Origin of the sequence: Flavobacterium fluviatile, assembly GCF_010645065.1 — a bacterium.
Taxonomy (GTDB): Bacteria; Bacteroidota; Bacteroidia; order Flavobacteriales; family Flavobacteriaceae; genus Flavobacterium; species Flavobacterium fluviatile.
In genome coordinates this window covers 36,245-56,874 of record NZ_JAADZW010000016.1, presented here as the reverse complement: position 1 = coordinate 56,874, position 20,630 = coordinate 36,245, and the positions used below count along the sequence as shown (strand labels likewise).

General features: G+C 35.5%; 21 protein-coding genes. 15 read left to right on the top strand and 6 right to left on the bottom strand.

Going from position 1 to position 20,630, the window contains the following annotated elements:
* Positions 1 to 335 precede the first annotated feature (335 nt).
* Positions 336 to 563, top strand: coding sequence for a CDGSH iron-sulfur domain-containing protein (locus GXM17_RS15055; RefSeq protein WP_073485872.1), 228 nt, complete (start codon positions 336 to 338; stop codon positions 561 to 563).
* A 47-nt stretch (positions 564 to 610) separates the two neighbouring features.
* Here GXM17_RS15055 and GXM17_RS15050 read toward each other — a convergent pair whose 3' ends face one another.
* The 4 genes from GXM17_RS15050 to GXM17_RS15035 form a co-directional block, all read right to left on the bottom strand.
* Positions 611 to 1,510: a PhzF family phenazine biosynthesis protein gene (locus GXM17_RS15050; RefSeq protein ID WP_163400151.1), complete on the bottom strand. Its 900-nt coding sequence runs from the start codon at positions 1,508 to 1,510 to the stop codon at positions 611 to 613.
* A gap of 119 nt (positions 1,511 to 1,629) precedes the next feature.
* Complete coding sequence (locus tag GXM17_RS15045; protein ID WP_163400150.1) at positions 1,630 to 2,187, bottom strand: YdeI/OmpD-associated family protein; 558 nt, start codon at positions 2,185 to 2,187, stop codon at positions 1,630 to 1,632.
* Positions 2,188 to 2,193: 6 nt separating this feature from the next.
* The gene (locus GXM17_RS15040) at positions 2,194 to 2,772 is read right to left on the bottom strand and encodes a YdeI/OmpD-associated family protein (RefSeq protein ID WP_163400149.1); all 579 of its coding nucleotides are present in this window, start codon (positions 2,770 to 2,772) and stop codon (positions 2,194 to 2,196) included.
* Between the two features lie 133 nt (positions 2,773 to 2,905).
* Positions 2,906 to 3,361 carry a protease complex subunit PrcB family protein gene (locus tag GXM17_RS15035; RefSeq protein ID WP_163400217.1) on the bottom strand — a complete coding sequence of 152 codons (456 nt, stop codon included), beginning with the start codon at positions 3,359 to 3,361 and terminating at the stop codon, positions 2,906 to 2,908.
* Positions 3,362 to 3,879: 518 nt separating this feature from the next.
* Here GXM17_RS15035 and GXM17_RS21575 point away from each other — a divergent pair.
* From GXM17_RS21575 to proC, 10 genes are all read left to right on the top strand, one after another.
* Positions 3,880 to 4,047, top strand: coding sequence for a hypothetical protein (locus GXM17_RS21575; protein ID WP_167522123.1), 168 nt, complete (start codon positions 3,880 to 3,882; stop codon positions 4,045 to 4,047).
* Positions 4,048 to 4,082: 35 nt separating this feature from the next.
* On the top strand, positions 4,083 to 4,625 hold the full coding sequence (locus tag GXM17_RS15030) for a DMP19 family protein (protein ID WP_163400148.1): 543 nt from the start codon (positions 4,083 to 4,085) through the stop codon (positions 4,623 to 4,625).
* Between the two features lie 80 nt (positions 4,626 to 4,705).
* Complete coding sequence (locus GXM17_RS15025) at positions 4,706 to 6,259, top strand: patatin-like phospholipase family protein (RefSeq protein ID WP_163400147.1); 1,554 nt, start codon at positions 4,706 to 4,708, stop codon at positions 6,257 to 6,259.
* 84 nt (positions 6,260 to 6,343) lie between these two features.
* Entirely contained in the window at positions 6,344 to 7,267 is a 924-nt protein-coding gene (locus tag GXM17_RS15020; protein ID WP_244307410.1) for a hypothetical protein, read from the top strand.
* Positions 7,268 to 7,462: 195 nt separating this feature from the next.
* On the top strand, positions 7,463 to 8,734 hold the full coding sequence (gene serS / locus GXM17_RS15015) for a serine--tRNA ligase (RefSeq protein WP_163400146.1): 1,272 nt from the start codon (positions 7,463 to 7,465) through the stop codon (positions 8,732 to 8,734).
* Positions 8,735 to 8,820: 86 nt separating this feature from the next.
* Positions 8,821 to 10,602, top strand: a complete 1,782-nt coding sequence (locus GXM17_RS15010; RefSeq protein ID WP_163400145.1) for a tetratricopeptide repeat protein — start codon at positions 8,821 to 8,823, stop codon at positions 10,600 to 10,602.
* Positions 10,603 to 10,752: 150 nt separating this feature from the next.
* On the top strand, positions 10,753 to 11,064 hold the full coding sequence (locus GXM17_RS15005) for a DUF4286 family protein (protein ID WP_163400144.1): 312 nt from the start codon (positions 10,753 to 10,755) through the stop codon (positions 11,062 to 11,064).
* A 328-nt stretch (positions 11,065 to 11,392) separates the two neighbouring features.
* A complete protein-coding gene (rsmA, locus tag GXM17_RS15000; protein ID WP_163400143.1) occupies positions 11,393 to 12,178 on the top strand; it encodes a 16S rRNA (adenine(1518)-N(6)/adenine(1519)-N(6))-dimethyltransferase RsmA in 786 nt (261 codons plus the stop codon).
* Positions 12,162 to 13,511 carry a magnesium transporter gene (mgtE, locus tag GXM17_RS14995; RefSeq protein ID WP_163400142.1) on the top strand — a complete coding sequence of 450 codons (1,350 nt, stop codon included), beginning with the start codon at positions 12,162 to 12,164 and terminating at the stop codon, positions 13,509 to 13,511. The genes rsmA and mgtE overlap by 17 nt, the downstream gene beginning before the upstream one ends.
* A gap of 140 nt (positions 13,512 to 13,651) precedes the next feature.
* A complete protein-coding gene (gene proC / locus GXM17_RS14990) occupies positions 13,652 to 14,428 on the top strand; it encodes a pyrroline-5-carboxylate reductase (RefSeq protein ID WP_163400141.1) in 777 nt (258 codons plus the stop codon).
* Positions 14,429 to 14,493: 65 nt separating this feature from the next.
* Here proC and nhaA read toward each other — a convergent pair whose 3' ends face one another.
* Positions 14,494 to 15,642 carry a Na+/H+ antiporter NhaA gene (gene nhaA, locus GXM17_RS14985; RefSeq protein WP_163400140.1) on the bottom strand — a complete coding sequence of 383 codons (1,149 nt, stop codon included), beginning with the start codon at positions 15,640 to 15,642 and terminating at the stop codon, positions 14,494 to 14,496.
* Between the two features lie 171 nt (positions 15,643 to 15,813).
* Between nhaA and GXM17_RS14980 the strand changes: the two genes are divergently transcribed.
* The 3 genes from GXM17_RS14980 (at position 15,814) to GXM17_RS14970 (ending at position 17,647) form a co-directional block, all read left to right on the top strand.
* Complete coding sequence (locus tag GXM17_RS14980; protein ID WP_163400139.1) at positions 15,814 to 16,761, top strand: 2-hydroxyacid dehydrogenase; 948 nt, start codon at positions 15,814 to 15,816, stop codon at positions 16,759 to 16,761.
* A gap of 165 nt (positions 16,762 to 16,926) precedes the next feature.
* Entirely contained in the window at positions 16,927 to 17,349 is a 423-nt protein-coding gene (locus GXM17_RS14975) for a DUF805 domain-containing protein (protein ID WP_163400138.1), read from the top strand.
* A 19-nt stretch (positions 17,350 to 17,368) separates the two neighbouring features.
* Positions 17,369 to 17,647 carry a TM2 domain-containing protein gene (locus GXM17_RS14970; protein WP_163400137.1) on the top strand — a complete coding sequence of 93 codons (279 nt, stop codon included), beginning with the start codon at positions 17,369 to 17,371 and terminating at the stop codon, positions 17,645 to 17,647.
* Positions 17,648 to 17,705: 58 nt separating this feature from the next.
* On the opposite strand, the gene GXM17_RS14965 is transcribed toward GXM17_RS14970, so the two are convergent.
* Positions 17,706 to 19,514 (bottom strand): GNAT family N-acyltransferase, encoded by a 1,809-nt coding sequence (locus tag GXM17_RS14965; RefSeq protein ID WP_163400136.1) that lies wholly within the window; start codon positions 19,512 to 19,514, stop codon positions 17,706 to 17,708.
* Positions 19,515 to 19,628: 114 nt separating this feature from the next.
* On the opposite strand from GXM17_RS14965, the gene GXM17_RS14960 reads away from it, so the two are divergent.
* Positions 19,629 to 20,390 carry an exodeoxyribonuclease III gene (locus GXM17_RS14960; RefSeq protein ID WP_163400135.1) on the top strand — a complete coding sequence of 254 codons (762 nt, stop codon included), beginning with the start codon at positions 19,629 to 19,631 and terminating at the stop codon, positions 20,388 to 20,390.
* Positions 20,391 to 20,630 lie beyond the last annotated feature (240 nt).

Sequence of the window (20,630 nt, the reverse complement as noted above, 5' to 3'; positions counted from 1 at the left end):
TTTCGCAGAGATTCGCAGAGAATTTTTAATCTAGCAGACTCGCGAAGTCACATAATTTAAATTAAACAATGAATTGCCTCCTGCTTTAGCTGGAGGTTTGCAGGATGTCAATTTATTTGGCTTTAGCCAAAATGAGTGGTTTGGCTAAAGCCAATTTGGAAGTCAATTATAGTTTCATCCAGCTAAAGCTGGACGCAATTCAATAAAAACCTTTGTGTATTTCTGCGGAATTGCCCATTAAAATAGAACCAGTTTAAACTAACACTACAAGCGAGATCTTCAAAATATATTTCGCAATCTTTGCCATCCAAAAAAACAATAAAAACAAATTTTTTATGAGCAAGACTAAACTTATTATCAATAAAAACGGATCAATCAAAATTGAAGGTGATTTTGAAATCATGGATCCGGAAGGAACTCTTTACGGGTTACAGGGACGATCAGCATTAGGCCTCTGCCGTTGCGGATTATCAAATAATAAACCATTTTGCGATGGAGGGCACAGAAACAACTTCGAACATGATTCTGTGGCATTTGATTTGCCTCCGATGAAAACGAATTAAGGATTTTGTCCAAACATAAAAAGCGGTAATTGTAAATGCCGCTTTTTTTATATGTAAAGTTCCCCTTTCATCGTAACAATCGAAGAACCACCCACCAAAATATCATTTTCACGATTCATTACTTCAATTATTGAAGGCTGGTTTAGCTTAACGCCTTGCAGAATTTTATATTCCTGATTGGGTTTTGTGTATTTCTTTTGAGTAAGAAACCCAATTAAGGGCCCGGCAGCAGTTCCCGTTGCAGGATCTTCATTGATTCCGATTACAGGGTTGAAAAACCGGGTTTCGGCAATGTTGTCATTCTGATCTGAAATAGTAAAGCAATAAAACCCGTCAGAGTGGTATTCTTTCGAAATCCCGATTAAAAGTTTGTTGTCAGGAACGATTTCATTAAGAATCCGGCTGTTTTTGACAGGAACCATCGTATGGGCAACTTCTGTTTTTACAATCGTCGGTACAAAATCATTGCTGTCTAAATCTTCGATTTTTAAACCAAGTGCAACAGCTAATTTATATGTAGGAATTTCTTCTTTGACAACTGCTGGTTTTTGGTGCATCTGTACTACCGGATATTGCGTAACCGGATCAAAACTTACTGTTACCGGAATCGCAGAATGTTTCATGATCACAAACCGACTGCTTTCTGATTGTTCTTCAAATATGGGCATTTTTTTGAATAAGGCGCCACAGACTGCACCCAGCAAATTGTGTCCTGCGCCGTCAATTTCAATTCCGTTAGAGGTAAATGAACGGACGTTTAATGCTTTTTGCTCTTTTGAATAATAAACGAAAGAAGTCTCAGAATAACCAAATTCTTTAGAAATATCCTGATAGGTTTCGATTGGTAAATTTCCGGTAGTAAAAACAACAGAAAGCGGGTTTCCTTTATAACTTTCGTTCGAGAATACGTCTAAAACATAATATTCTAATGCTTTTCTTTCCGTCATACTTTTCCTTTTTAGAGCTGAAATCTTTTAGAAGGAATAAAATTACAGTTTATTCTTGTATTTCGATTATAAGATTAACCTTTCATACGTTATTTTAGCATTACTTTAATATTAAAAATTTAAAGAATGCGTTTTTGCTGTGCACTTGCAGCTATCGCTTTTTCAAGTCTCGAAATTCTGGTTTTTTCCTGTTTGGCACTCATTATTATATGAATCACTACTCTTTTGTAAGATGGAGCCTGTTTTTCAAAAAAATCCCAGGCGATTTTATTGGCTCTGAATTGTTTTTCTAATTCAGGGTCGAGTATATAAGCTTCTTTTTCGTGTGAATAAATTCCGGATCTTTCTTCAGATTTTAATTCGAAAGCTTTTAGTCCGGCTTCTTTCATGAGTCCGGCTTTTGTAAGCTGTTCGACTTTTTTGATATTGATAACACTCCAGATACTCGATTTTTTTCTTGGCGTAAACCGAATCGAATAACTTTCGTCATCAATAGTTTTGCGGATACCGTCAATCCAGCCAAAACAAAGTGCCTGATCTACAGATTCTGACCAGGACATGGTTGGTTTTTTGCTGCTCACTTTATAGAAACCAACTATTAATTCGGTTTCGGTTTGATAATGTTTTTCCAGCCATGCTCTGAAGTTTTCCTGGGTTGGGAAGAAGGTTGCTTTCATATTGGGCTAATCATTTAATCCTTTTCCGTTAAGAATGTGCGGAATTGCTTTTTCAATTCGTGACTCTCTGGTTTTAGATTGCTTAGGTGCAGAAAAATGAAGCATATAGGCTCTTTGTCGTCCCGGAGTCAATGCCTCAAAAGCGGTTTTTAAATCCGGATTTTCATTTAATCTGGTTTGAAATTCTTCGGCGACAGCGAATTCTTGCGTTTTTTTGAATTCAAATTTCAAACCAGCTTTTTCTACTTCAACAGCTTCATAAATATAGGCTTTCAGGACAGGCTCCAGTTCGTTGATTTCCTGAATATTGGTAAACCGGATCTGGCGTGCCGACTGTACATTGGCGGTTTGCTGTACCAGAATATGGTCTGTGTCTTTTAATAAAGCACCTTTGAAAAACAATAGCGCACAATATTCCTTAAAATCATGAATCAGAACGATATTTTTGTTTTGGAAAGTATAGCATGGAGTTCCCCATTTCAATTCTTCGGATAACTGGCAGTCCAGAACAATGGTTCTTAATTTTTCGGTTTCTTTCTGCCATTTTTCGTTTTTGCTAAAATAAAAATCAACTTTAGGATTCATTCTATATCATTAATTTTAGTAGTTTGTAAAAAGGCTAAGTTCCTGTAAAGACTTATTATACAGAGTCTCTGCAGAAACAAAAATACAAATAAATCAGAAATGGATTTGACTTGTAAATTATAGGATTATCCTTTTATTTAAAAACTACTTTTTTTGGAGACTTAGCTATTTTAACGATATGATAAGGCTGCGTTACCACTGTAGCAATGTTTCCTTTGAGCAATTTTTCCACGTGCACGAATATGCTATTATTATTTTCAGTGATTTTTGTGATGTCAATCGAATGCCCGCCGTTGCCATATACCTGATCAAAAACAATAATGATCTGATATTTTGTAAAATCAATACTGGTTTCCGTAAATTTAGAGGTTTCGTAGCTGCTCATTTTACTCAGAAAAGCGTTCCAGCTTTCGGTATTTTTTACGACAAAATTTGATTTAGAAATATTTTCTGTCTGAGAAGGACTTGGGTCTCCCTGAGCAATAACTTTAAATTCAACATCGGACTGACCTGAATCGTTATTGTCATTATCATTGCTGCAGCCAGTTAATAAAAATAAAATAGTAAAAAGGGTAATAATCTGTTTCATGGTTTTTAGTTTTTTAGTTTTGAGAATTGGTTAGTTATTCTCTTTGTTAACAGATGTTTATTTTTTTAAAAGGTTGCGTTGAGGTTCTGGTCTTTAGGATATTTAATTAAAGAGATTCTTTTTAATGTCGCATATTAATCTTTTAAAACTAAATCTTCTTATGAAAACGAGATTGCGTTAGGGATAGAATTCAATGTCATTAAATTAAGGGATATTGTCGTCAGTTCGAGTGTTTTCTTTAAAAATGCGATAGCTTTTTTTAAAGAAAATGTATCGAGAACCTTAGTATTAGAAAGCTTCTCGATACAATTTTTAATAATAAAGCTATCGCATTATGATTAAAAATCACTCGAAGTGACGTTAACTTAATGACATTGGGATAGAAGTGGAAAGCCCGCAGGCTGACGAAGGAAGAGTGTGGACTTGCAACGGATAGCCCGGCCCGGAGGGAAACGCCCAAAAATTTATTGCCAATTTTATCATTATTTACCCGAAATTTGCAAAAAACAAATTGTATCATGGCAAAAGGACCTGAAAAAAATACAAAAAACAAGGCGTTACACACCAAATTGCTAAACCGGAAAAAGGCCAGAGTTCAGGAAGAGAAAAAAGAGCGTGCCATGCGTTTAAAAGCTTTGGTGGCAAAAATGAATGAAAAGAAGAATAATGACGAGGGTGTCATATAATCAGATTGTGCAAAACAATCCCTAAACAAATCAAAATGGAAGAATTCGGCAGAATACAAGTTTCAGAAACGGCTATGGACAGCAGCAATCCACAGGATATAATCAATTCTAATATTTCCGTAATCAATTTAATGCGTGAAGAAGGCGTGGGCGACGAGTTTATTCACGAAGATGCTTTGATGAGTTATTATCTTGACTTTTATGTGTCTAAATATACTGAAGGTAATTTTGCAAAATTTGTATATGATTCCCGTTGGAATAAGGAACTTAATGAACTTATCGAAGAAGGTCTTGCCCTGATTGGTGCCGAAAAACATTTAGAATTATTTCAGGCTCAGGCCAAAAGGGTTAAATTATTAAGCAGTGTAAAAATTGGTAAATTCTTAAACGGAAAGTTTGAAGGCATCAATCCAACCAGGGATTTACTGAACAATAATGCCTTTTTTGAATTGAATGAAAACCTTACTGAACTCAATGCAGCCTTCTTAAAAAACCATCCCGATTTTGAAGTGCTTCCGGTTGACGATATGTTTGCTGTTTTGGAGGAATATTTGGGTCATGAAATTAAGCGTTCTTAGTTGTATATTTCGATTAGGGTTGTTTTTGTATTTAACTTTCTTGTAACTTCGCTTTCAGTGAATTAGTTATTAAAGTCAAAATGAAGTGCACATATTCCAAGATTGTCCTGATTGTATTTCTTTTTAGTTTTAAACCAGGAATTTCTCAAAATAAAATCAGTCTTTTCTCTGAGATTAGCTACAATTCGATTCCGCCCGTTTCTTTAAGTGAATATAAATCGGTTCAGGAACGCGATAAAGACTTCCAAAATCCCAATATTGCTTTAGGAGTGGCTATTTCAGGCGGGGGTTCCAGAGCACAGTTTTTTAGTATGGGTGTGCTTTTGGGATTAGAAGAAATCACAGAAGACAATTCCCATCACAAATTTTTAAACGAAATCGATTATTTCTCAACGGTTTCCGGAGGCTGTTATTCGGCAGGTTACTATTTGACGATTCTGAAAAACAAACTCTATCAGGAACATCAGTCCTTTAATGATTTTTACTTTTCCAAAGCCGATGCTTATAAAGATTATGTGAATAAATCGGCCAGTATTTTATCACTTCTCAATAACAGTAAGAACGAAAAAGGTGATAAAATATCGATGAGTCAGCAACTGGATCTGGAGGTTTTGCAATATGACAGCACTAATCCTGACAATCCTGATAAATGCAAAACCCAAATGCTTTTGTCTGATTTTTTTGTTCCAAAGGGCAGCACTTTACAGCCTTTTTTGCCGATGATGGTGGCCAATGGAACAGCCTATAACAACGGAGAACGAATTGCGTTTATGCCGCACGTTATCAGAGGGCTGCATATAAATTCGTCTCTGGCTCCCAATAAAGCTTCGATTTGTTTAGACGAAAACGATGTAAACGATGGTTATGGTTTTCCGCTTACATTCGGAATTACTGCGAGTTCTGCTTTTCCGGGAGTGCTTCCAAAAACGAAATTCGGAATTAAAGGGCAGGATAAAATATTGTGCATCATAGATGGAGGCGCCTCGGATAATATGGGTTATAAAACTTTAATGGAGCTCCTTCAAGATGATACTAAAGTGAATAATAAAAACAAAAAAGCACTTTTTATCGATTGTCTGGGTCAGGGAAAAAAGGAACCTTATATAAATGATGAAAAAATTAAACTGATTTCATTGCTTGAAACCGCTTCCTTATATACGGTTCAGACGCGATACATGACTTTTGAGAGCGATATTGAAGATGCATTTGAAAGTTATAAAATGCCTTTATCAAATTATCAGATAATTGGTTTTACGACCCTGAAAGATCATTTGCTAAAACTTAAAAAAGACGAAGCATATGAAAAAATCGTTACAGAACTGAAAAATGCTGATGATGATTATAATAACTGGCTCAAATTTTATGACAAGTTCAGACACGATTTAACAGAACAGTTTGGAGAACTTAGTTTTACACGTGACAAAGACGGAGAAATAATCCTGGCCACACTTACCCGTGATAAGTTTAACGAATTAACGGCATCCAATATCCTGATTTTATATGAATTTGCTTCGCATGTTGAAACCAAACTAAAAATAACGCCCGAAGAAAGAGAAATGCTCTTGTTGTCCGGACGTTTTGCTGCCTTTTTAAAAGCCAAAGAATTAAAAGGTTTGCTGACCGAGCATAAATAGTTATGTATCAATTAATCTGGTTTTATTTAAAAAGCTTAGTAAGAATATTTTATATTTGAAAGCCCCTAATAATAAAATCAAAAAATGATGAAACTTAAAACCTACCTGATTGTCATTGGCGTTTTCTTATTTTTAAGCTCCTGCGAAGAACATAAAAAACAAACCATTGGTGAAAATTCCACTCTTGTGGAAGATGTGCAAACTGAAAATGAAAAACCAAAACCAGTCGAAAAGCTTGTTTTTAAAGACAATGAAAATATACTACTGTCTGATGAACTGGATTTGGATCTCTTGAAAAAAACAGCTACAAGTCTAAATATCAGCTATTCTGATTTAAGAATCAATGAAACAACTTCTGTTACTTACAATGATAAAATTACCTTTTTTGTCATCACTTATTTAGTTGATACCGAAGAACACGGTCAGGAAGCAGAAGAGTATGATTTGGGTGATTATTTTGAAAGAAAATACATTTTTGTTAATAAAGAAGATGGTAGAATAATTGCGCAGGAAGCCGATTTTAATCTGAGTTACAATGAAAATGAGGGAATGAAGTTTTCGAAAACCTATATTCTTAAAGATTTGATTCAGCTTAATGAAAATACAACAGGTGTAGCAATTTATACCGAGGAAGCTTCGGGTAGTCGTGTTAGTTTATATTCTCAGCAAAAATTTACGATTTTGGCATTAGTAAATAACAAAATCAAAAAAGTGTTATACGAATATCCAATCAGAAAAACGCAGGGTGATTCAAACGGAAGAAGTTCTTTTGAATTGGAGACTTTAGAAACAGGTTTAATAGTTTGTAATGAAGAAACAAATGGTTTTCTGGATTTAATTGTTTCAAAAAACTTTTTGTATGAAGTTGCTGTAGAAGCAGACGAGGAAACGGGTACGGAAGAAAAGTCTACTATCAAAGTAAAAAAGGAATCCGAAAGACTAAAATACGACGGTCATGCTTACGTGTTTAAAAAGGATGACCGATACAGGTTTCTGGATTATAATTAAGAGTTCGAATTTAAATTGTAAATTGATTTTTAGTTTGCCACGATAAAATTTTGCCAATCTCTGTATAACCTTCGTGCAACTTTGCGAAACAATCTTCTGAACACATTTTCCCCTGAAACTTTGTCGTAATCTTAGGAAACATTTCCTTAAATTTGCTTCCGTTATAAAAAATACAATAGTTATAAAAACCAAGCTATGTTACAAATCGCATTTATTAGAGAAAATCAGGAGAAAGTAATCAAGGCTTTAGCAAAACGAAATATCGATGCTAAAAGCGTTGTGGAAGAAGTGGTGCAATTAGACGAAAACCGTCGTGCAGCTCAGGTAGAATTAGACAATACTTTATCTGAATCTAATAAACTGTCCAAAGACATAGGCGAGTTGATGAAAGCTGGTGAGAAAGCCAAAGCAGCAATTTTAAAAGAAAAAACGGTTTCATTAAAAGAAAAAAGCAAAGAATTAGGAGAAAAAGCAGAAGCTCTGGCAGCTGAACTGACCAATAAATTATACACGTTGCCGAATCTTCCGGCTGATATCGTTCCTGAAGGGAAAACACCGGATGATAACTTAAATGTTTTTGAAGAAGGTGATATTCCGGTTTTACACGAAGGCGCACAGCCTCACTGGGAACTGGTAAAAAAATACGACATCATCGATTTTGAACTGGGTGTAAAAATTACAGGTGCAGGATTTCCGGTTTATAAAGGAAAAGGTGCCCGTTTACAGCGTGCTCTGATCAATTATTTTTTAGATAAAAATACGGCTGCAGGTTACAACGAAGTTCAGGTGCCGCATTTGGTTAACGAAGCTTCAGGTTACGGAACAGGGCAATTGCCGGATAAAGAAGGGCAAATGTACCATTCAACTGTTGACGATTTATATTTGATTCCGACAGCCGAGGTTCCGGTTACGAATTTGTTCCGTGATGTGATCTTAAACGAAAGCGATCTTCCAATTCTGCATACCGCTTATACACCATGTTTCCGTCGCGAGGCTGGTTCATACGGAGCGCACGTTCGAGGATTAAACCGTTTGCACCAATTTGATAAAGTAGAAATTGTACGAATAGAGCATCCTGATAATTCTTATGCAGCGCTTGACGGAATGGTGGAGCACGTAAAAAATATTTTGCAGGAACTGAAACTGCCATACAGGATTCTTCGTCTTTGCGGAGGCGATATGGGTTTCACTTCAGCATTAACGTATGATTTTGAAGTGTTTTCTACAGCTCAGGATCGCTGGTTAGAAATCAGTTCTGTTTCTAATTTCGAAACATTCCAGGCAAATCGTCTGAAATTGCGTTTCAAAGACAAAGACGGAAAAAACCAACTGGCGCATACGCTTAACGGAAGTTCATTAGCACTTCCTAGAGTTTTAGCCGGAATTTTAGAAAATTACCAAACGCCGGAAGGAATCGTAATTCCAGAAGTTTTACGCCCTTACTGCGGATTTGATATTATAAACTAATTTTAGTAATTTAGAGTTAACCTAACAGGTTTTTAGAATCTGTTAGGTTTCTTAAATTGCAAATCCCCCACATTAAAAACTGAAATATGAAAAACATCTGTATCTATATCGTTTTATTGTGGTCCCCTTTTGCATTTTCTCAAAACGAACAGCTTGCTCAGTATTACTATGATAAAGGCGATTTCGAAAAAGCAAAAATCAGTTATGAACAGCTTTTAAATGCCTCGCCATCCAATACCCAATACTTTTTAAGAACTGTTGAATCTTATCAGCAGCTGCAGCAATTTGCGAATGCCGAAAAAATGATTCAGGAGCGTTACAATCGCTATAAACAAGGCGTTTTTTTAGTTGAACTGGGATATAATTTTCAATTGCAGAAAAACGAATCGAAGGCTAAAAATTTTTACGATCAGGCAATTGAAAAAATCAAAACCAGTCCGAATGAAGTTTACGGAATTGCCAATTCTTTTGAGAAAAAAGTATTGCTGGAATATGCTTTAAAAGCGTATCAGACAGGAATGCAGATGCAGCCGAATTACAATTTTAATTTCCAGATTGGAATGCTGTACGGGCAATTGGGGAAGACTGACCAGATGATTGATCTTCTGCTAACCGAATCTTTTCAGAATCCGCAGAATACGAATCTGATTCAGACACAATTATCGCGTTTCATGAACGGAGAAACTGATAATACCGCTTTTAAGGATGCGATGCGGAAAGCCTTAATCCTGAAAACACAGCAAAATCAGGATGTATTCTGGAATCATTATCTCAGTTGGTTTTATGTGCAGCAAAAAGAATTCGGAAAAGCTTTTATTCAGGAAAAAGCGATTTACAAACGGGAACCTGAATCTTTAATCAGCATTATAAATTTAAGTCAGTTTGCACTGAACGAAGATGATACTGAAACAGCGGCAGAAATTTTGAATTTTATTCTGCAGAACACAAAAGATCAGGATTTGCTGATCCGTACGAATGCCAGTCTGATGCAGATTAAAATTGATAAAGCATCAGAAATGGATTACCCTGCCATCGCTGCTGAGTTAGAACATTTGCTTGCAACTTACGGCGTGACTCCTTTTACCTTACCTTTACAATTAATTCAGTCACATTTCCTGGCTTTTAATTTAAAAAAGACAGAAGAAGGCAAGACAATTATAAAAAAGGCTTTAGAACTGAATTTAAATGAATACCAGAAAGCGGATGCAAAAATGGAACTTGGCGATATTTTGCTTCTGGAAGAAAAATTCAATCAGGCGCTGATTTATTATTCGCAGATTCAGCTGGATTTAAAGAACGATATGATGTCACACGAGGCAAGTTTAAAAGCGGCCAAAACAAGTTATTTTAAAACCGATTTTGAATGGGCTTTAAAACAATTCAAAGAATTAAAGTCGGCCAATACACAATTGATAGCAAATGATGCCCTGGAATATTTTTTACTCATCAATGACAACACCGTTGCCGATTCAACACAAACTGCTTTAAAACAGTTTGCAAAAGGTGATTTTTTACTTTATCAGAATAAAAAACAGGAAGCAATTACACAGTTTCAGAACATTCTAAAGTCATTCAAAGGGCAGGAAATTGAAGCTGTAACAATGTTGCGTTTAGGTAAAGTCTATGAAAGCCTGAAAGATTATAACCCGGCTTTAAGCCAATACCAGCAGGTGATTGACCATCATAGCGACGGAATTTATGTAGATGAAGCACTTTTCTTTTCGGCAGAAATTTACAATCATGATCTGAAAGATACCGAAAAGGCAAAACCTTTGTATGAAAAAGTAATTTTTAACCATCAGGATAGTATTTACTTTGTCGATGCGAGGAAAAAATACCGCGAGTTGAGAGGAGATAAGAATTTATAAAATTTCAATATTTTAAATTGCTTCGCCAGTTCGCTGTCGCTCGAGTCTAAATTCCAAAAGCAAAGAATTAGTAATTAAGATAATTTGTTTTAAGTTTTGAGTCAAAAACTCATGACCTTAGAAGCTTAGTATCTCAGAACCTTAAAAAATATGATTATTTACAACGTTACCACCAATATACACGAAAGCGTTCATGACCGATGGTTGAAATGGATGCAGGAAAAACATATTCCGGAAATTCTGGCTACCAATAAATTTTCTTCCGCACGAATTGTAAAAGTTTTAGTAGAAGAAGAAATGGGCGGAATTACCTATTCTGTTCAATATACAACTGACAGTAAGGATACTCTGGAGAAATACTATCTTGAGGATCAGCCACATTTTGATAGGGAAGCACTTGAATTGTTTGCTGATAAAATGCTTTCTTTCAGAACAGAGTTGCAGGTTATTTCAGAACATTAATTGATTTTCAATTAGTTTTTACTCAAAAAAGGGTTATGGAAATTCGATTTCAAACCAAAGAAGAAAGTAATAAGCAACGGCAGGAAGACTTTTTGAAATTATCAAAAGTTGAGCGATTTTATAGTTTTTTACGATGAGTGAACGAATAAGTAGGTTTCCTGTAAAAAACAAGGTTGATAAAAACAAAGATAATTTCCAGATTATCATCGATTCAGGAGAAAAATGAACTTTGTTTCTTAGTGTCTTAGAGGCAAAAAAAGCGAAATAAACTTTAGTCTTCGCTGCAAAAACAATACTTTTGCGCCCTCGTGGCAAAACAAGAAAGAAAATGGAAAAAGTAAAAGCCAAAAAACATTTAGGACAGCATTTCCTTAAAGACGAAAGCATCGCAAAAGCAATTGCAGATACTTTAAGCTTAAAGGGATACGAGGAGGTTTTAGAAATAGGACCGGGGATGGGTGTGCTTACTAAATATTTACTTGACAAACCAGTTACGACCCGGGTAATCGAGATTGATACTGAATCTGTAGCGTATCTGGATGCCAACTATCCAAAATTAAAAGATAAAATCATTTCAGAAGACTTTCTGAAATACAATATAAACCAGGTTTACGAAAACAAGCAGTTCGCCATAATTGGTAACTTTCCTTATAATATCTCTTCACAGATTGTTTTTAGAGCATTAGAATTCAGAAATCAGATTCCGGAGTTTTCAGGAATGTTTCAAAAGGAAGTTGCAGAGCGGATCTGCGAGAAAAAAGGATCAAAAACTTACGGAATACTGTCCGTTCTGGCACAGGCTTTCTATGATACTGAGTATTTGTTTACTGTTGATGAAAATGTTTTTATTCCTCCGCCCAAGGTGAAATCGGGTGTGATGAAAATGACCCGAAAGGAAGATTATAGTCTTCCGTGTGGCGAAAAGTTATTTTTTACAGTGGTAAAAACGGCTTTTCAGCAAAGACGAAAAACATTACGTAACAGTTTGAAAACATTAAATTTAACTGATGATTTGCGATTAGACACTATCTTTGATAAACGTCCCGAGCAACTTAGCACAGAAGAATTTATTGAACTGACTCAAAAAATAGAAGCCGATGGAGTTCAAAGTTAGTAAAGAATTAATCCAGCAATTAGAAGAACAAATTGTTCAGAAAAACGACAAAGAACTTGAAGTTTTACTGAATGATCTGCACCACGCTGATATCGCCGAAATCCTTGATGAACTGGATTTTGATGATGCGACCTATATTTTTAAGGTCTTAGATAGTGATAAAACCGCTGAGATTCTCCTTGAATTAGAAGATGACCTGCGTGAAAATATCTTAAGCCGACTTTCACCAAAAGAAATCGCCGAGGAGCTTGATGAGCTCGAAACCAATGATGCGGCAGATATTATTGCCGAACTTTCGCAGGAAATTAAAGCTGAGGTAATCTCAGAATTAATTGACGTTGAGCATGCAAAAGACATTGTCGATTTATTGCGCTACGACGAAAATTCTGCCGGTGGCCTGATGGGGAAAGAGCTTGTAAAAGTAAACGAAAACTGGAATGTTCTCACATGCGTAAAAGAAATGCGTATTCAGGCTGAAAATGTGTCCAGAGTGCATTCGATTTATGTAGTAGATGATGAAAACCGCTTAAAAGGAAGATTGTCGCTAAAAGATTTACTGACTTCTTCGACCAAAACACAAATAGGCGATGTTTATATCCGTAAACTGAATTTTGTAAACGTTGATACCGAAGACGTTGAAGTAGCCCGTATCATGCAAAAATACGATTTGGAAGCAATTCCCGTTGTAGATGAGCTTGGGCGTCTTGTTGGAAGAATCACTATTGACGATATCGTAGATGTAATCAAGGACGAAGCAGATAAAGATTATCAGCTTGCAGCGGGTATCACTCAGGATGTTGAATCAAATGATAGTATCCTGGAATTGACCAAAGCACGTTTGCCATGGCTGCTTATTGGGATGGTGATAGAAATTGTTGCTTCAAAAGTTCTTGAAGGCAATCAGAATTCAATGCAGCCTTATTTTACTTTAATGATTTTTGTGCCTTTGCTTTCAGCTACTGCAGGAAATATAGGTGTTCAGGCATCTGCAATTGTTGTTCAGGGTTTGGCAAATGGAACTTTAAAAGACTTCAGCAGGGCATATCTTACTAAGGAGCTTTCGGTGGCATTGATTTCAGGAATGATAATTTCCTTATTTTTATTTTTGTATCATTCTGTAATGTATCAACAATATCTGGTTGGATTTGCAATCTCAATTTCTATGCTGGTAGTAATCATTTTTGCTGCGACATTAGGAGTATTAGTTCCATTATTTTTGAATAAAAACAAAATTGACCCGGCAATAGCAACAGGGCCTTTTATCACTACTACCAACGATGTCTTTGGAATAATGATTTATTTTGGCATAGCCCGATTAATCTTAGGTTATTAAAACGGTTTTTGCTTTTAGATATAACAATTATTCCAGATTTATTTATAATTTGAAAGAATAGATTCGGGATAAATCATGTAATTTGTAGCTCCATTTTAAAAAACTACAATTAGTAATTAATAAGAATAAAGTAAACCGGAATGAAAGTACATATTATAGGCGGAGGAAACCTGGGAGTTTCTGTTGCCCTGGGGATTGCAAAATTTTCACAAAACCATAAAGTAACGGTAACCAGAAGAAATACTGCCAGTATTCAGTATTTAACTGAATTAGGAATTACGGTTTCGTCTGATAATAAACATAACATCCAGGAAGCGGATGTGATAATTTTAACAATAAAACCGTATCAGGTTGATACTGTTCTTGCTGAGATTCTACCTGTTATTCAGGGAAAAACCATAGCTTCTGCAGTAAGCGGTTTGTCTTTGGATATGCTTCAGTCTAAAACAAATAATGAATACCCGGTAGTAAGGATCATGCCAAATATCGCAGCACAATTTGGGGAATCAGCGACTTGTATTTCGTTTCCTGAAAAAGACAGGGAGAAAGCTTTGCCAATTGTAGATCTTTTCCAGGATTTAGGAACTGCTCCGGTTATAGATGAAAAATTAATGGACGCTGCAACTGTTTTAGGTGCCTGCGGAACAGCTTATGCTTTGAGATATGTTCGTGCATCAATGCAGGCAGGAATCGAAATTGGATTTGACTCTCAGACTGCGCTCGCCATTGCGGCACAAACGGTAAAAGGAGCAGCCAAAATGCTATTGGAAGAAAAAGTTCATCCGGAACAGTTAATCGATCGCGTTACAACACCTCAGGGATGTACAATTGTCGGTCTGAATGAAATGGAACATAATGGCTTCAGTTCTTCATTAATCAAAGGAATCAAAACTTCTTTAAAACAAATTAAAGGATAGTTCAAAAAATCATTTAAAAAAATCCAAATTTCAGTTTAATTTGAAATTTGGATTTTTTTATGGAATTACTTTTTCTTCTTCTTTTTGTTTAAAATATATTTCAAATAAACAAAGCCAAAAATTCCTGAAAGTACAGAGGCAATTAAAATCGCAACTTTTGAAAATATAATGGTTTCATGGTCTTTAAAAGCCAGAATGGTTATAAAAATTGACATTGTAAAACCAATACCTCCAAGCATACCTGCACCTAAAACATGCTGCCATTTTAAGTTATTTGGCAATGTGCAAATTCCTGCACTTACTCCGATAAAAGAAAAAAGCAATATACCTAAGGGCTTTCCGATAATTAGGCCTAATATAATTCCAAATGTATTGGGATGATTCAGACCTTCATGCCAGTCTGATTCAATGGCTATACACGTATTTGCCATAGCGAAAAGTGGCAATATTGCAAAAGCTACCGGATAATGCAAAAAATGCTGTAATTTATAAGATATAGATTTTTCATCACCTTCACCAAACGGAATAACAAAGGCCAGTATGACACCTGTTATAGTTGCATGGACACCTGAGTTAAGCATAAAATACCACATAACTGCCCCGCCAATCAAATAAGGAATCAAATTGTAAATTTTCATTCGGTTCAAAATAAATAAAAAGATCCAAATTCCCAATGCGATTCCCAGATTTATAAAAGAGATAGACGCAGTGTAAAAAACAGCAATTACAATTATGGCTCCCAAATCATCAATTACGGCAAGAGCTGTCAGGAAAATTTTTAAAGAGACAGGAACTTTTTTACCTAAAAGTGATAAAATACCAATCGCAAAGGCAATATCTGTTGCCATAGGGATACCTGCTCCGTTTTGCGTTTCGGTTCCGTAATTTAAAGTTAAAAAAAGCGCGGCAGGAATTATCATTCCTCCTAATGCAGCCATTATGGGTAATGATGCATTTTTTATACTGGACAATTCTCCGTTGTAAATTTCACGCTCAAGTTCTAATCCTATTAGTAAAAAGAAGATTGTCATCAAGCCGTCATTGATCCAGTGAGTTACAGAATGATGACCAATTGGGGTTTCCCAGAAAGAAAGATAACTGGTTTTGAAGACAGAATTTGCGAGATATAGAGAAATAACAGTTACAAAAAGCAATAACAGACCTCCGGATTTTTCGCTTTCAAAAAATGCTTTAAAAGTTTTGGTTAATTTCATTTAAGATATTTTATGCAGATAAAGGCCGAATCTTGTAATTACACCTTTCTTGCAGTGTTATTTTCAAAGTTAAAGAAAATCTTCTCAATAAAAAATTTATGATACCCTGATGAGCATCGAAATCCTTATAATAAATAATAAACATTATTTTTGTTTTTCTAAATCAAAAAAATGAGCATAAAAATTCTACATATTGACAGCAATCATCCGATACTTTGGAAACAATTAGAAGAAGCAGGTTTTGAAAATCATGCCGATTTTACCTCCTCAAAAGAAGAAATTGAAGCCAAAATTCAGGATTATAACGGAATCGTTATCCGAAGCCGTTTTAAAATTGATAAACACTTTATTGATAAAGCAGTCAATCTTCAGTTTATTGCCAGAGTAGGAGCAGGCCTTGAAAGTATTGACTGTGAATACGCTTTGGAGAAAGATATCCATCTTATAGCGGCTCCGGAAGGTAATTGCAACGCTGTTGCAGAACATACTTTGGGAATGATTTTGTCTCTTTTTAATAAACTGAATCAGGCAGATAGCGAAATTCGCTCAGGAGCATGGAACAGGGAAAGCAATCGTGGACATGAACTTGACGGAAAAACGGTGGGAATTATCGGATACGGAAACATGGGAAAAGCCTTCGCCAAAAAACTGCGTGGTTTTGATGTTGAAGTCTTGTGTTATGATATTGCAGATAATAGGGGAGATCAAAATGCAAGACAGGTTTCATTACAGGAATTACAGCAAAAAACAGATGTCTTGAGCCTGCATATCCCTTGGACGCCTGAAACCGACAAAATGATCGACTTGAATTTCATTAATGCATTTGCAAAACCAATTTGGATCATAAATACTTCCCGAGGTAAAAACATCGTCACAGCTGATTTGGTTGAAGCCATGAAGTCCGGAAAAGTTTTAGGGGCAGGTCTGGATGTTTTGGAATATGAAAAACTTTCTTTCGAGACACTTTTTCAGGAAAAAAATACCCCGGAAGCTTTTCAATACCTGCTGGATGGGAAAAAAGTAATTCTGACTCCTCATATTGCAGGCTGGACATTTGAAAGCCATGAGCGTTTGGCGCAGGTAATTGTTGATAAAATAAAGGTTTTGTACTCAAAATAAACAACATAGGTTTAGATTTTAATAACAGGTTTTTTCTGTAAAATTTATTTCTATAATTAGTTTTTGAAGTTATTTTTTTTTAATATTGTTGTTAAATTTAACAAAATTTTTAAAAATGAAATAAGTAAAGGCTTACATGAGTGAAGATTAAATAAAATATTTTTTATGATTGAATGGTACAAAAAAGTAGTTTTTGAAAACTATGCAAATTTTAATGGTCGTGCAAGAAGATGTGAATATTGGTATTTTGTACTGGCGCAAATTTTAATTGTTTTTGGCATTTTAGCTATAGGATCTTTTTTAGGAATGTTTTTCGATAATAGTGAAGATGGGTTTTCGATAGCTTTTGGTTTTTTTGTTATTTATTTTTTGGCAATTTTAATACCATATTTAGCATTAATTGTAAGAAGAATGCATGATATTGGGAAAAGTGGATGGTTTTATCTTGTTCGTTTTATACCTGTTGTAGGAGGTATATGGATACTTGTTCTATTGTGTACAGAAGGGAATTTTGGTTCAAATGAATATGGTCCGGATCCTAAAGAAGAGTTTGACGAGATCAATAAAATTGGAAGTGTAGAAGAATAATTAATTTATATTTAAAAAAATGGAAAATACAAAAACAGAAGACTGGAATAATCCTCCGGTTCGCAGAGAAGAAAACAAAAAAGTTCTTGCCGGAGTCCTCGGTATCGTTTTAGGGGGATTTGGAGTGCATAAATTTATTTTAGGATATACTCAGGAAGGGATAATCCAGTTAGTAGTCACTTTAGTTACTTGCGGATTCGGGAGCCTAATTGGTTTCGTTGAAGGCATTATCTACCTGACTAAAACAGACGAAGACTTTTATCAGACTTATCAGGTTGGTAAAAAAGGCTGGTTCTAAAACATAAAAAACCCATTTCAAACGAAATGGGTTTTCTTTTTTGTGTAAAAAAATTTTCTTAACTGATATCTTCTTTTTCAGATAATTTGCGCTCCAGTTCAATCTGAAACTCTTCGATTACTGGTTTCATGGTGCTTTCCGGTATGTCTGCAATCCTGATGTACATTAAACCATCTACAGCGTTATTAAACAAAGGATCTACGTTAAAAGCTACTACACGTGCATTTTGTTTGATGTATTTTTTAATTAAAACAGGCAAACGTAAATTTCCAGGTTCAAGTTCGTCAATAATTTTATCAAACTTGTTCAGGTCTGATTCGGCTTCATCAAAAATGAAGTCTTTGTCAGCATCCTTCAGTTTTACCTTATAAGCCTTTTTTGGGTGGATATATTGTGCAATATACGGATCGTAATAGTTGGACTTCATAAATTCAATCATCAACGATTTTGAGAAGTCTGAGAATTGATTGCTGATACTTACTCCGCCCAATAAATATTTATGTTCCGGGTAACGCAAAGTGGTATGGATAATTCCTTTCCATAGCAAGAATAACGGCATTGGTTTTTGCTGATAATCTTTAATGATAAAAGCACGTCCCATTTCGATAGATTTGTGCATCATATCGTGTAATTCAGGTTCAAACCTGAAAAGGTCATTGAGATAAAAACCTTCAATTCCGTATTTCGGATAAATTTCAGAACCTAATCCCATTCGGTAAGCTCCGGCAATTTTTTTAGTATCCTCATCCCATAAAAACATATGGTGGTAATATTGGTCAAACTGGTCTAAATCTATTGATTCGTTTGTGCCTTCACCAACTTCACGGAAAGTAATTTCACGTAAACGCCCAATTTCATGTAAAATATTCGGAATTGATTTTGCCCTCGCGAAAAAAACCTCATAATTTTTACTTTGCAGTAAACGGCAATTGCTGTTTCTTAATGCCTGAACCTCATCAATCATTTTTGCTTCGTTGGCAGCAGTAACAATCTTTTTAGGCGCTTTCGGAATTTTTAAATTGGCTGTATCCAGTAATTTATGCTCTTTTTCGAAAGGATTGGCCAGCATATAGGTTTTCTTTCTTAAAAACTCGGAGTATTCTTCAAAAGATTCGATTTCGTTTTGCTCGTTCACTGAAATTGGTTTTCCAATACGAACTTTAATGACACGGTCTTTTTGTGTAAGAAGCTCCGATGGTAATTTGGCAGTACGCAAAGTATCGTCAATTTTAGAAAGCCAGTAGAATAATTTGCTGTTTTTGGCGTGAAAATAAATCGGTACAACCGGAACTTTTGCTTTTCTGATTAGTTTTATAGCTCCTTCTTCCCATGGTTTGTCAACTACTAATTTGCCGTCTTTGTAAGTCGAAACTTCACCTGCAGGAAAAATCCCCAAAGGTTTTCCGTCGCTTAAATGACGCAAAGTTTCTTTGATACCTATTACGCTCGATTTCGCATCCTTATGATTTTCAAAAGGATTAACCGGCATAATGTATTTTTTCATCGGGATAATTCTATGTAACAAAAAGTTGGCGATAATCTTGAAATTAGGTTCTCTTTCAAGCATTAATTTCAAAAGTAAAATACCATCAATTCCTCCAAGCGGATGATTTGAAATCGTAATATAAGCACCATCCTTAGGCAGACGTTTTAAATCTTCTTCAGGGATTTCGAATTTAATTTCCATCTCATCCAAAATACCGTTTAAAAAAGCAACATCTTCTAAATGTTTATTGTGATCGTAAATTTTATTGAGGGTCGATATTTTAAGAACCTTCATGAGAATCCAGCCAGAAAAAGTACCGAAAACTCCGTACTTGTCAACATTTATTGCCTTTGCAACTTCTTTCGCGGTAACTAAACCCATGTACTTTTTTAATTTATTAGAACAGCGAACAAAGATAACAAAAAACTCTACTTTTAGTGTTTGTTAGGTAAACTTTCCGCATTTTTATTACTTTTGAAAATCTAAAAAAATCGCATGAAAATTATTTCTTATAATGTAAACGGAATACGCGCAGCTATTTCAAAAGGGTTTATTAACTGGCTTCAGCATGCCAATCCTGATGTAATTTGTCTACAGGAAATTAAGGCTACGAAGGAACAAATTCCCACAGAAGAGATTACCGCTGCCGGGTATCCGTATCAATATTATTACCCTGCAACCAAAAAAGGATACAGCGGTGTCGCCATTTTATCTAAAATTGAACCCCAGCAGGTGGTGTATGGAACCGGAATTCACCATATGGACTTTGAAGGCCGTAATCTCCGTGCCGATTTTGATGATGTTTCGGTAATGAGCCTTTATCTTCCCTCAGGAACCAATATAGAAAGATTAGACCATAAATTTATGTATATGGATGATTTTCAAACTTATGTGACCGAGCTAAGACAGTCTATCCCTAACATCATTATTTGTGGCGATTACAATATTTGCCACGAGGCAATCGATATCCACGATCCCGTTCGAAACAAAACCGTATCCGGATTTTTGCCACAGGAGCGTGCATGGCTGGACGGTTTTATGAAAACAGGCTTTATAGACAGTTTTCGCCATTTCAACAAAGATCCGCATCATTATACCTGGTGGAGCTATCGTGCAGGGGCCAGAGGAAATAATAAAGGATGGCGTATCGATTACAACCTGGTAAGTCAGCCTTTAGAGCACAGACTCAAACGTGCCGTTATTCTTCCTGATGCCATACATTCAGATCATTGCCCCGTTTTGGTTGAGATTGAGTAATTCTGGTATTGTTATTGTTAGAAAAAGCAACGTTCTAAGTCCTGAATAATTGTCATTCTAAGCGAAGTCGAAGGCTTTAAAGCGAAGGGCAGAATTGTTAGCAGAATAAAGGTAAGGAGCTGTTTCCTGCTTTCCATTGCAATCTTTGTGTTTTTAAAGAAAAAACACAAAGGATTTCCATTTCAATCAGGGCTAGGGCATCGCGGTAAGAAGAATATTTAAAGAATAATAACCTAATTA